The sequence below is a fragment of the Shewanella aestuarii genome, assembly GCF_014647215.1.
Classification (GTDB): domain Bacteria; phylum Pseudomonadota; class Gammaproteobacteria; order Enterobacterales; family Shewanellaceae; genus Shewanella; species Shewanella aestuarii.
The window spans coordinates 176,076-189,411 of the sequence record NZ_BMOT01000009.1 but is presented as its reverse complement, the minus strand read 5'-3'; the positions used below and the strand labels follow the sequence as shown (position 1 = coordinate 189,411).

The following is a 13,336-nucleotide window of genomic DNA, read 5'->3' as shown; positions in this document are numbered from 1 at the left end:
CGGCTATCAACTTGACCGTATCCGATGGCAGCTTAACCGGTCAAGACAGTGACACTCCGGTGATCACAGCGACTAACGACACCCCGGTAATCACCTCGACTACCAATTCTCGTGTATCAGAAGAAGGTCTACCTGATGGTATTGCTGATACTAGTGGCAATACTGATACGACCAATTTTGCAACTGCATCTGGAACAATCAATATTAACGATGAAGATGGAGACTTACTGACTGTATCGCTATCAGGACCATCCGGCATAACTTCAGGCGGCGATCTCATTCAATGGACTTGGGATGGTACAAATACCCTAACAGGATATATTGGTACACCGGATACAAGCTCATATGTGGCTGTGATGACTGTTGTTCTAACCGCTCCAGCAAATGGTTCTTCGGGAGCTTGGTCATATGACGTGACGCTGTTAGCTCCTGTTGATCATGCAGATACTCAGTCTGAAGATAATCTTTCACTCGACTTTGGCATTGTGGTTAACGATGGCAACGGCGCTTCTGGTGTCGGCGATTTCACTGTAATAATTGAAGATGATGCTCCTGTAATTGCTGATGCTAATGTAGTAGCGGTAACCGACATAGATATCCCTAATACATTGATTGGAAGCTTCTCACTCACAAATAATCTCGGTAGTAATAATGAGCTTGATTTTGATGGTTTCACCATTACTGCTAGAGGTTTCACCTCTGCCACTGATTCTTCATTAACGGCAGCTTCTGTGTTTGGTAATAGCGACGGGATCGGTGTTAAAAGTGTAGGTGCGCCATATCATCAGATTAATGGAGAGATCGATTTCCGTAAATTTGCAGATGGCTCAGAAGCCTCTGAAGAAATAGTAATCACGCTAGATCCAGGCACCCTTGCATATGGTGTCAATATCGAGTTTTCTGCGATGTTCGGTGGAGAGCTTGAAGTGGGAGTCGTTGAGTTTTATCGAGACGGCCAGCTTGTTGCTACGCAGTCATTTAGCTCCGATGCAAATGATGGTGATTACGCCGCTGTTTTTGAAGTATTACAAGGTGGGTTTGATCAAATGATAATTAAAGCTACTGACAATGGCTTTAATGCGGCTCACGGTGACAATAGTGATTTATCAATTAAAACCATAGAATTTTTAGGGGCTGCTGATGTCGCCATTGCCTACGCCTCTGGGTCTGTTGATACCCAATGGGGCGCTGATGGGAAAGGCTCCTTGGTGTTTAGTGGAACTGATGAAACTGGACTTCTGACAGCTACTGGTGATGCGGTTATCATCACTCAATCAGGCAATACCTTAGTTGGTCAAACTGCCAATGGTGATCTGGTCTTTAAAGTAGAGTTTACTCCTCATACAGGCCAATGGGATTTCTATCAATATCAAGTAATGCAGCCTACGGCTGATGGAAAGCTAGACTTTAATGTTGTAGCAACGGATGGTGATGGAGACAGCTTTACTGGACACTTCGCTGTATCGGTGCAAACGAATACTGCACCCGTGTCTGTCGATTCACTAACACAGGGCATAGAAGATACTCCTTTATTACTTAATTGGGACAGTTTGAGCATTACTGATACCAATAACAGCAGAGATGAATTATCCATCAAGATTACGGCACTACCCAATGCAGCTAATGGTGAGCTACAACACTTAATAAATGGACAATGGGAAGCTGTGACTGTAGGAATGTTACTGACGTCAGCAATGTTTGATGCGGGAAGCGTACGATTTGTTCCTGCTAACGATCAAGCTGATGGTGGAAACTCTGCAACAGGCATTGGAAATCAAGGGGAAGCACTAGCAAACTTCACCTATATTGCAACAGACGGCTCCAATGAGAGTTCGCCTGCAACGGTTACCATCCACATTGATGCCAGAGCTGATGAGCCTATATTAACAGTATCGAAGGGGCAATTAACTTGGATTAATGCCTCAGCAGATAATACGCTGAATTCGACTCACACTATTGGCTCCAATGATTTTAGTATTACCATTGAAGCCACTAAATCAGGTCGCAATGCTACTGCCGATAACGATAAAAACCATTACTTACAAGGCGATTCTAACGACTCGAATATGCTTACCGGTAAAGGCGGTGATGATATTTTAGTCGGTGGTAATTTAAGCGACAACTTGCTTGGAGATAGTGGCGATGATGTCTTTGTTGGTGGCGGATTAAACGACTTTATTTATGGTGGAGCGGGTACTGACACCGCTATTTACTCAGGCAATTTCGCTGATTATGTTATTACTAACCATACTGACCACTCCGTAACGCCTTATATATTAATCAATGATAAGCGTGGCATTGATGCCAGCTCGGTAAATACCAATGATTTAGATGCTGGCGATCACTTGTATGAAGTGGAGCGTCTTGTTTTTGCTGATGGCGTCTACATTATCGATGATAAAGGTCAAATAACACAGCTACAGATTAAGCAAATCCCATTATCAATCGATGTTGATTTAGTCGATACAGATGGTAGTGAGACCTTAACAGATGTCACTATTTCAGGCATTCCTAGCGGTGTTTATCTGACTGCAGGCACACTCAATGCTGATGGTAGTTGGACGGTATCAATTAGTGATCTACCGAATATCAAGTTACAAGTTGCTGAAGATTACAAAGGTGATCAAGAGTTTACGTTAACGATTTTAGCAAGCTCAGTTGAATCAAGTAATAGTGATATTGCGACCAGTCAAACAACTCTTGATATATCGTTAAGAGACTATGTCTATGACAATGGTACTGATGGCGATAACACCATCACCGGAACTGACAATAACGACGTTATTGTCAGTGATACGACGGGTATTCAAATTGTTCAAGGTGAGAATTATAATATCGCCTTTATTCTAGACTCATCTGGCAGTATGGGTGAGTCTGCAATTGACGCCGCAAAAACACAGTTGCTTCAAGTTTTTAACACGCTTAAAGCCAGTGTTGGTGGTGCAACGCCGGGAACCGTCAATATTTTATTCGTAGACTTTGATAGCGGTACCAAAGCCAATATTGCGGTAAATCTTGCCGACGCTGATGCCATCACCAAACTCTCAAATGTATTGGATAGCATAAATGATGGCGGTAGAACCAACTACGAGGCAGCCTTTGAAACTGTCATCGATTGGTTTAACAATGGTTCGGCAGCATCAAATACCGGCACTAACCTGACCTACTTCATCACAGACGGTGAAACAAACAACTACAATGTTGACGCCTCTCCTGAAGATGTTTGGGTATATTACACAGAGAATTGGGAATTTAGTGACGACAAACATCTGTCTGATCTTCTCGACAATTATGTCCCTGGCAAAGAGCTGATTCACAAAGGTAAAGTCATTGTCGATGAATACGGTAATATTAATTATTGGTCGGGCTATAATAATGACTCCATGCAAAGCCGCCAGATTGGTACGATAAGAGTGGATGAAAACGGCGACTACTATGTGGCTAAGATCGCATCTGGATACAGTAACGGCAATGGCACAGACGTCAACGCTGAGTCTGAAGCCCTAGCAGCCTTCCAGGTGCTTAACACTCTGTCTAATGTAGAGGCGATCGGCATTGGCAACGGCATCAGTCTGAACAAGCTTACTCCTTATGACTCAGATGGTAATGTCGCAACCAACATCAATATTAACAACTTAGCGAGTGTCATTTTAGGATCTGAATTGTCGCTCATTCAAGGTTATGATAGCGTCAACTCCGGCGCTGGTGATGACATTATCTTCGGTGATTTGGTGCAATTTGATGGAATAGAAGGGCAAGGCTACGCCGCATTGCAAAAATTTGTTGCGCAACAAACTGGTGAGAATGCCGCCGATGTTTCAACTCAAGATGTTCATGAATTCGTTACAGCAAATACTTCACTATTTGATACCTCGCGGGTAAATGACGGTGATGATATTCTTGCCGGCAATAAAGGTGATGATATCTTGTTTGGTCAAGGCGGGAATGATGAACTTCATGGCGGAAGTGGCAATGACATACTCATTGGCGGAACAGGCAATGATTCATTAGATGGCGGTTCTGATAATGACGTACTTATCGGCGGTTTAGGCAATGACACATTAATTGGTGGCTTAGGAGATGATACCTTTGTATGGTCTAAAGGCGACACTGGTACCGACACCATAATGGACTTTGAGGTAGGAAATAATAAGCTTCACCTCAGTGACTTATTACAAAATGAACAAAATGGAAATTTAGATGATTTTCTACATTTCTCGTTCAATAATGGTAATACCACTATCTCAATTGATGTCGATAAAGATGGAAAAGTAGATCAAAGTATCGTGCTAGATGGCGTAGATTTATCGGCAGAGTACGGCTCAACGACTGATGGCGTGATCATCAATGGATTACTGAATGATGGTGCATTAATTGTCGATACGGCAACGACTACATCAGCAATCTCATTATATGTTGAGCCTCTTGAGCCATTACATGGAAATATGATTCCTTAATAGAAATACATTGTATACGTCACATAGTATTATGTGACGTATACTCTATTAATATACTTACAATAATTATTTAGGACTCTTATTAGGTGTCTATTACTGCGTCTAAAAAAAGCGATCAGTGGACGATTTCAGCTTCTCAACGAGTAACTATTGATCCACTACTCGATTGCTTAGTTTTGCTAACCGAACATTTTGGTAGCCCATGTTCCATAGAATCTTTATCGGCAGGTCTTCCTTTGTCAGGGTCGGTTATTACCCCTGAGTTACTTCCTCAAGCTGCGGGCAGAGCTGGATTATCAGCTAAGTTATCTCGCAAAGATTTAAATCAAATATCAGAAATATTATTACCTTGTATTTTATTATTGAAAGATAAGAAAGCGTGCGTATTAAGAAAAATTGATTTTGATAATGATAAAGTAATTATTCAGTTACCTGAAACCGGTGGCGAAGATACATTATCCATTGGAGGGCTTGAGTCTTTATATGTCGGGTATCTGTTTTTAGTCAAACAGGATTATCGCGGCGATAAAAGTGTTGATGTTCATTTACATGACAACAGTACCCACTGGTTATTGCAAAGTATAAAAGATTCAGCCTCTATTTATCGTGATGCGTTAATTGCTTCTGTACTCGTTAACTTGTTCGCTTTGGTTTCACCACTTTTCATCATGAATGTGTATGACAAAGTCGTGCCTAACCTTGCATTTGAATCTCTTTGGGTATTAGCTATCGGGGCGAGCATTGCCTACCTATTTGACTTTATCATGCGACAATTAAGAAGCTACTTAATTGATGTTGCAGGTAAAAAAGTCGATATTATTGTGTCGTCAAAATTATTCGCAAAAGCTGTGGGCATTCCGCTATCAAAACGCTCCCCAAGTGTAGGCGGAATGGCCAGGCAACTAGGTGAATTTGACAGTATCCGTGAGTTTTTAACTTCCGCAACAATTACAGCTTTGGTTGATTTACCCTTTGCACTGCTGTTCGTATTTATTATCTATATCGTTGCGGGTGACTTAGCCTTAATTCCTGTGTTGGGTAGTATTGTTATTATCGCAACCACCTTTTATTTACAGCCGAAATTAAAACAAGCTATTGAAGAAAGTAATCGTTTTGCTAGCTTAAAACATGGGCACCTTATTGAAAGCTTAACCGCACTTGAATCAATAAAAGCCAATGGGGCTGAAGGACTTGTCCAAAAGAGTTGGCAACAAATGATTGGCCATACGGCTAATTGGCAATTAATCACCAAGAAATTGTCAAATCATGTCACGCATATTGCTAATTTTATGGTGCAATTGACTGTGGTATTAGTGGTTATTCTAGGTGTTTATCGACTTGCTGATAACGAAATATCAATGGGAGGCATTATTGCCGCCGTGATGTTATCTAGTCGAGCTATTTCGCCGATGGCACAGCTTGCAGGACTAATCACTAGAGGTAATTACACTATAAGCTCTCTTCGTCAACTTGATGCAATTATGGAGCAAGATGATGAATTTGAAAACAAAGGTCATCTGGTTAGTAAAGAGCGTATTTCAGGTAAAATTGAAGCTGACAATCTAAGCTTCAGTTTTCCGGGCACAGAAAAACCTAGCTTATATCCCTTATCGTTAAGAATACAACCAGGAGAGCGTATTGCGATTATTGGTCGTAATGGTTCAGGTAAGAGTACTTTAGCTAAATTATTATTGGGTTTATACAAGCCAACCCAAGGTAGTCTTCGTTATGATGGTTTGGATTCAGGACAAATTCACCCTAGTGATTTAAGGCGTAATTTTGGTTATTTACCCCAAGATATCACCTTATTTCACGGTAGCATTCGAGATAATATCTTATTTGGCTCACGTCAAGTTACTGAACATCAGTTAATGAGAGCTGTGCAGCTGTCTGGTGTGAGTTTATTTACCAATGTTGAATCTGAAGGGTTAGATTTGCAAGTCGGTGAAGGTGGTTTATCACTGAGCCGAGGTCAGCGCCAAACGGTCGCCTTAGCAAGAGCAACCCTTAATGACCCACCGATTTTACTTATGGATGAACCAACTGCGAGTTTAGACGCTAGAGCTGAAAAACAATTTATTAAATCAATGCAATTAGTTAGCCGCGATAGAACCCTATTACTGATCACGCATAAAATGCACTTACTTAATTTAGTGGATCGTATTATTGTCCTAGACAGAGGCCATGTAATGGCTGATGGTCCAAAAGACGAAGTACTTGCTAAATTAAACTCAGGCGCAATGGCAGGAGAAAGAAGTGCATGAGTAAACACCTTACGACAGAAGACCTAGAAATGGTCGATGATGTATACGGTGCCATGATGACTGATGCGCCAACTGGACATCGTTTAATTATATGGTCATTAGCGGCAATGATGGTTTGCTTCTTTATTTGGACATACTTTTCTGAATTAGATCAAGTTACTACTGGCATGGGTAAAGTGATACCGTCGACTCAGATACAAATGATCCAAAGTTTAGATGGCGGTATTTTACAAGAAATTTATGTTCAAGAAGGGCTTTTAGTTGAAAAAGGCCAACCGCTTGTACGTATTGACGATACACGTTTTCGCTCTGATTTCGCCCAACAAGAACAAGAAGTTTATGGATTACAAACTAATGTTATTCGTATGCGAGCCGAATTAGACAGTATTTTGATATCAGACATGTCAGCAGACTGGCGCCAACAAGTAAAAATTACCAAGCAATCTCTTATTTTTCCTGAGGAATTAATTGCACAGGAGCCAGCATTAGTTAAGCGTCAGCAGGAAGAATACTCTGGTCGCTTAGATAATCTTAGTAATCAGCTTGAAATTTTGGTGCGTCAAATTCAACAACGCCAACAGGAAACTGAAGAGTTAGCATCCAAAATATCAACCTTGACCACCAGCTATCAATTAGTATCAAGAGAGCTAGAACTGACCAAACCATTGGCCCAAAAAGGCATTGTGCCCGAAGTTGAGCTACTAAAACTTGAACGTATTGTGAACGACATCCAAGGTGAATTACAATCATTGCGTTTATTGCGCCCAAAAGTAAAAGCATCGATGGATGAAGCTATATTAAAGCGCCGTGAAGCGGTTTTTATCTATGCTGCTGATTTACGTGCGCAACTGAATGAAATGCAGACTAAACTTTCACGTATGAATCAGGCTCAAATTGGGGCTTTTGATAAAGTGAGTAAAGCGGTTATCACTTCACCTGTAGCAGGGACGATTAAATCTATTCACATAAATACACTTGGTGGTGTCATTCAGCCTGGTGTTGAGATTATTGAAATAGTGCCTTCAGAAGACCGATTACTGATCGAAACAAAAATCATCCCCAAAGATATTGCTTTTTTACATCCGGGTTTACCAGCAGTCGTTAAAGTTACCGCCTATGACTTTACACGTTATGGCGGATTGAAAGGAACGGTGGAACACATTAGTGCCGACACATCACAGGATGAAGAAGGCAACAGTTTCTATATCATTAAAGTAAGAACTGAAGAATCGAGTTTGATAAAAGACGATGGCACACAGATGCCAATTATTCCCGGTATGCTCACTTCGGTGGACGTTATTACAGGGAAAAGATCCATACTTGAGTACATTCTAAATCCCATTTTAAGAGCAAAAGATACTGCGCTGAGAGAGCGCTAAAGAACCGGGAGGGTTTTTTAAATGAACAATAAAATCAATCGACAATTTAAGTTCAGTGCTATTGCATTAAGCTTGTCGATGTTAATTGCCCCAACTGCCTCTAGCCAAACGCTAGAACAAGCGGTTGCGCATACATTGGACACAAATCCAGAACTAAAAATTGTTTTTAATCGCTTTAAAGCACGAGAAGAGCAAGTTAATCAGGCTATATCAGGTTATATGCCCACAGTAGATATTACTGCCGGATATGGCTGGGAACAAACTGATAGTCCCTCTTCTCGCAGAAAAGTACAGCCTCTAAATGATAATTTTGATGACGGGGTGATGGAGCTTGAACGCGGCGAGGCTGGTTTTAGTATTAAACAAATGCTTTTTGATGGGTTCTATACCAGCAGTGAAGTTGATCGCTATTCATTCGAAGCCAGTGCAGAGCAATGGGCACTGATGGCTGCAGCTGAAGATATGGCATTGGATGTATCTAAAGTCTATCTCAATTATATTCGAGCTGAACAAGTACTGTTGCTTGCCGAAAAGAATTTGGCAAGTCATCAAGAGATACATGAGCAAATTAAACAAAGAACTGATTCAGGTTTAGGCTCAATTGCCGATTTATCGCAAATTACTGGCCGTTTAGCACGAGCCAATGCAAATGTGATTTCTGCAAAAAACAACCTTCAAGATGCAAAAGCACAATATATTCGTATCGTTGAAGTTGCACCTGATGATTTAATTCTGCCTGTGCCTGATGCTGACATGCTACCGAGCAGTTTATCGGAAAGCGTTAAGTTAGCATCTGCAAGTCACCCTATTCTGAAGTCATCAGAAAGTGACATTAACGCGGCAAAAGAAGAGCGTAACTCTGCACAATCAAATTACTATCCTAAGTTCAATCTTGAATTGAGTGGTAACTGGAACAACGATGTTAATGGCGAAGATGGTTATAGCCAATTCGCTAGCCAAAACGTGAATGGTTATAGTAACGATTTAGTTGCCATGGTAAGAATGCGCTATAACCTATTTGCTGGCGGTAAAGATCTTGCTCGCGATAGAGAGTCTGCTTATAAAATTAATGAAGCAAAAGAAATTCAGCAACGTGCTAATCGTCAAGTTGTTGAAGGTGCTACATTAGCGTGGAACGCTTATGAAATGCTTTCACCTCAAAAACTGTATATCCGTGACCATGTCATTGCCTCAAAACAAACTCAAGTAGCCTATGCTCAACAGTTTAATTTAGGTCAGCGCACCTTACTTGACTTACTGGATACTGAAAATGAGCTATTTGAAGCCCGCAAAGATTATTTGCAAACAGAATATGATGAAATTATTGCTAAATACAGAGTATTAAATTCAACAGGTCGATTATTAGAATCTTTACGAGTAACCCGTCCAGATTTATGGAAAGGTGAACGTAGCTACGAAGGAGGAGTCAAATAATGCGCTACTTCATTTTACTATTTGTGATGAGTTTGAGCAGTGCTTGCTCGATGAATGATGTGATTGTCCATGATCAAGTCACTAAACAAAAATTTGACTTAACCGATCAAGACCGAGACGGCGTGATTGTCGCAAGAGAGCGCTGTGTTGGCACTTTAACGGGTGCTGACATTGACAATTATGGTTGTGGCGCAATTAAGAGTATTGCTGAACGTCAAGAGTTGAAAATTTTATTTGCTAATAATTCTTATTACATTGAGCCTCAGTATTATCCTCAAATTGAAAAAATTGCGGTGATGTTAAAGCAATACCCTTCTACCAGCGTTGTGATTGAAGGGCATACGAGTAACAAAGGCAGTTACGAATTGAATTTGGCACTATCCCAGAATAGAGCCACTGCAGTGACCGATGTGTTAAGAGATACTTATGGTATTGCCCAGTCTCGTTTAAAGTCTATTGGTTATAGCTTCGATAGGTTGATAGACACCAGTGGTACACCTGAAGCGGAAATCGTCAATCGCCGCGTAATAGCAGAAGTAACAGGCGAAGATACCGCTTCAGATTTAAAATGGAATATTTACACTGTTGATGAAGAAGTAAAATAAAGAGTAGTCAATGGACATGCCGCTTTTGAGTCAGCTACGATTCAATAAGTCCATACAACAAAAACGCTGCCACATTTTGATTGTGGCAGCCTTTTTAACTGTATCTACACTTTACGCGGCGCCGCCGCAAAAACTTGATGCCAACAAAATAACCTCTACCCTTGTCAAGCGTTATGGTGAACGAGCTGGGTTACGAGCCAAAGCATGGTTTAAGGTTGTAGCTGAAGCACAAGATTTATCGGAAAAACAACAACTCGAAAAGGTGAACCAATTTTTTAATCTGTTTCGATTTGTCGACGACATAGTGCTTTGGGGTGATTCAAATTATTGGGCAACACCAATGGAGTTTATCGGGGTGAATGGTGGCGACTGTGAAGACTTCTCGATTGCAAAATATTTTACCCTGCTGCAATTGGGTATTGCTGAAGATAAATTACGCATCACCATGGTAAAAGCAACCACTGTAAATCAATACCATATGGTGCTGGCCTACTACGAAACACCAGGGTCAATCCCGCTAGTTTTAGATAATTTAGATACAAAAATAAAGCCTGCAACACAACGTGGTGACTTATTGCCAGTGTATAGCTTTAACGGTAAACAGTTATGGCTGAACAAAGAAAAAGGTCGTGGGGTGCTAGCTGGCTCATCATCCCGACTTGAAAAATGGAATGATTTAAAAAATCGCTTAGGTGTTGACCGCCTACGTCAACCCAAACTTAACATGGAGTAGTAAGCTCATGACCCTGTTTAGGCAGATTTATGCGTTACTTTTCGTACTATTCTCGCTGACAATAGCTAGTTTAGCCTACGTGCAATTTAACGAGACCCAAAGCTTTCTAACCAAGCAAATGGAGTCTGACCTCAATAATGCAAGTCATTCACTTAGTTTGATGCTGGTTCCGGCTTTAGAGTCGGGTGATACCGTGGCGACTGAAACCTTGGTGAATGTGCTGTTTGAAGGCGGTTATTACAAACAGATAAAATTGACCTGGCTAGTCGATGGTAAACAGCAAGTTTGGAATAATGCCATCAGGGTGCAAAATGTACCGCAGTGGTTTATTGACTTAGGTATATTTAAGCCTATTGTCAAAGAGAACGTGATTACTTCTGGCTGGTTACAACTCGCTAAAATTGAAATTACCGCACATCCTGGGTTTGGTTACCATGAGATGTGGCGCATACTATCCAATACTGTGATTGTATTTGCGATACTATTTTTAGTGGCTATTCTATTTGCCCGTGTTGGTTTAAGCATCATATTAAAACCTTTGCATACACTTTCAGAACACGCAAAAAAAATTGCCAACCGTCAGTTTGGCCCTGATATGCCCACGCCAAAAACAACCGAATTAAAAGAATTAGTTCAAGCCTTTAATAGTATGTCTAGTCAGCTAAAGCAGGTGTTTAGCTCATTAGATGACGAAGTTTCTGCTTTACGTAAAAAGAATTTAGTTGATCAAGTGTCCGACTTACCAAACCGCCAATACATGGTGAGCCGTATCAATGGCTGGTTAAGTGAACCTAACTCAGGCGCGCTATTTTTAGTTAAAATGGACTGGCTTGAAAATGTTCATAGCCAATATGGTTATCAAGTTCGCGATGAAACCATTAAATTATTAGCCGAAAAATTACACCAAAGTTTAGACAGTATTACCCCATCAGTAATAGCGCGTATCGCTGCCTATGAATTTGCATTTTTAGTTGAAGAAAGTGAACATGAACAATTAGTAAGCTACTTGCAAACTCTCATTCGCACAGTCAATAAAGAAGTATCGAAAGCGGGTTGCAAACCCAATGAGCAATTCAATATCGGTATTGCTGAACGCTCTGGGCAAATGAGTGTCTCTGATATTCTCGCTCAGGCAGATACGGCTTTACAAAAATCAATTACAGATAATAAAGTTTTTCATTGGTTTGAAAGTAATCAACAACAGTTATTTAATCGTGATGAATGGCGCAACAAATTAACCTATGCGATTAAGAACAATCAATTCCAATTCCGCTGGCAACCGATTTTAGAAAATCAAAGAAACACTCCCTGTCAAAGAGAACTCTATTGCCAATTAACACTTGATGGCAAAGTGTTACATGCAGGTCAGTTTATGCCGTTTATTGACATTCTGTCACTTGGGAGCATGCTAGACCGTTGCTTAATTGAGGCGGTTAATAAATACCACTTGTTTGATCGCAATTATGAGCCCGTAGCCATTAACTTGACCTATCAAAGTATCAGCGATCGCGAGTTCCACTTATGGATAGAACATTTTTTAAGAAATCACAAATCGCCTGAACGCATTTGCTTTGAAATTCCTGAAGCCAGTGTCTATAGCGATTTAGCCGCCTGTGAGCATTTGTGTAATATTATTCGTGACAGTGGTGCACATTTTGGTATTGATCACTTTGGACGTCAGTTTGGTTCTATGGCCTATTTACAGAATCTGCGCCCGAGTTATGTGAAATTGGATCAATCATTTGCCTTTATTGAGGAAAATCAGCATAACAGTGAGTTATGCAGGGCGCTAGTCAATGTCGCAAAAGGATTAGACATTCAGGTTATTGTGACGGGAATTCAACAGCAGGAACAATTGGCACGGTTCAGCGATTTACGCTTAGATGCATATCAAGGCTTTATTAACCCTCCTGTGGATATTAGCCTCGACTAAATCGAATTACGTCATATACAGTAAACAAAAAACCAGTAGTGCAACTACTGGTTTTTTTGTTTATATGACACGATAAATTAATCGTCTAGGTTATCACCCATTTCGTCGTAGTCATCATCGTCGCCATCATCGGTGTCATCGAAGTCATCGATATCATCATCAGAAGTTTCATCTGGCTCTGGTGCTGGCTTCACTTTTTTCGGTGGCGCAGTATCTGGCACTTTAGACAAGTCAATACGAGCTTGGTGTTTCACCATAAACTCAGCACGAACCGCTTTCCAAGCATCACCAAATTGCTCTAAAGCAGCTTTAACTTGGGCATCATCAAGATCGTGTAAATTTACCTTAACGATATCTTCAACATACTCAACAATGATGTTGCGCACCGTGTTGTATAAATAAACACGCCCTTTAGACGCTTCAGGTAATTGGCCATCATGAATGACAATTGTGTTACCTCTTGCCGTTCTTAACTCGCCGACCCATAATTGTTTCTTTGCTATGTTATACATATATGCTAACGCCCTTAAA

At 40.7% G+C, this 13,336-nt stretch carries 8 protein-coding genes; 7 read left to right on the top strand and 1 reads right to left on the bottom strand.

Annotated elements, in window-relative coordinates; translation table 11 throughout:
* The 7 genes from IEY03_RS13815 to IEY03_RS13785 form a co-directional block, all read left to right on the top strand.
* A partial coding sequence (locus tag IEY03_RS13815) for a type I secretion C-terminal target domain-containing protein (RefSeq protein WP_188842684.1) occupies positions 1-4,457 on the top strand: 4,457 nt, incomplete at its 5' end.
* An 86-nt stretch (positions 4,458-4,543) separates the two neighbouring features.
* Positions 4,544-6,721, top strand: coding sequence for a type I secretion system permease/ATPase (locus IEY03_RS13810; RefSeq protein WP_188842682.1), 2,178 nt, complete (start codon positions 4,544-4,546; stop codon positions 6,719-6,721).
* Positions 6,718-8,100, top strand: a complete 1,383-nt coding sequence (locus IEY03_RS13805; RefSeq protein WP_188842680.1) for an HlyD family type I secretion periplasmic adaptor subunit — start codon at positions 6,718-6,720, stop codon at positions 8,098-8,100. Before IEY03_RS13810 ends, IEY03_RS13805 begins: the two co-directional genes overlap by 4 nt.
* Positions 8,101-8,121: 21 nt before the next feature.
* Positions 8,122-9,534 carry a TolC family outer membrane protein gene (locus IEY03_RS13800; protein WP_188842678.1) on the top strand — a complete coding sequence of 471 codons (1,413 nt, stop codon included), beginning with the start codon at positions 8,122-8,124 and terminating at the stop codon, positions 9,532-9,534.
* Positions 9,534-10,139, top strand: coding sequence for an OmpA family protein (locus IEY03_RS13795; protein WP_188842676.1), 606 nt, complete (start codon positions 9,534-9,536; stop codon positions 10,137-10,139). The genes IEY03_RS13800 and IEY03_RS13795 overlap by 1 nt, the downstream gene beginning before the upstream one ends.
* Positions 10,140-10,149: 10 nt before the next feature.
* Positions 10,150-10,872, top strand: coding sequence for a transglutaminase-like cysteine peptidase (locus tag IEY03_RS13790; protein ID WP_346056206.1), 723 nt, complete (start codon positions 10,150-10,152; stop codon positions 10,870-10,872).
* Between the two features lie 7 nt (positions 10,873-10,879).
* Complete coding sequence (locus IEY03_RS13785) at positions 10,880-12,805, top strand: bifunctional diguanylate cyclase/phosphodiesterase (protein WP_188842674.1); 1,926 nt, start codon at positions 10,880-10,882, stop codon at positions 12,803-12,805.
* A 77-nt stretch (positions 12,806-12,882) separates the two neighbouring features.
* On the opposite strand, the gene IEY03_RS13780 is transcribed toward IEY03_RS13785, so the two are convergent.
* Positions 12,883-13,317: a hypothetical protein gene (locus IEY03_RS13780; protein WP_188842672.1), complete on the bottom strand. Its 435-nt coding sequence runs from the start codon at positions 13,315-13,317 to the stop codon at positions 12,883-12,885.
* Between the last annotated feature and the right edge of the window lie 19 nt (positions 13,318-13,336).

Coding starts and splice junctions, on each gene's coding strand:
- IEY03_RS13790 (WP_346056206.1), top strand. CDS start 10,150: ATGGACATGCCGCTTTTGAGTCAGCTACGATTCAATAAGTCCATACAA.
- IEY03_RS13800 (WP_188842678.1), top strand. CDS start 8,122: ATGAACAATAAAATCAATCGACAATTTAAGTTCAGTGCTATTGCATTA.
- IEY03_RS13805 (WP_188842680.1), top strand. CDS start 6,718: ATGAGTAAACACCTTACGACAGAAGACCTAGAAATGGTCGATGATGTA.
- IEY03_RS13780 (WP_188842672.1), bottom strand. CDS start 13,317: ATGTATAACATAGCAAAGAAACAATTATGGGTCGGCGAGTTAAGAACG.
- IEY03_RS13785 (WP_188842674.1), top strand. CDS start 10,880: ATGACCCTGTTTAGGCAGATTTATGCGTTACTTTTCGTACTATTCTCG.
- IEY03_RS13795 (WP_188842676.1), top strand. CDS start 9,534: ATGCGCTACTTCATTTTACTATTTGTGATGAGTTTGAGCAGTGCTTGC.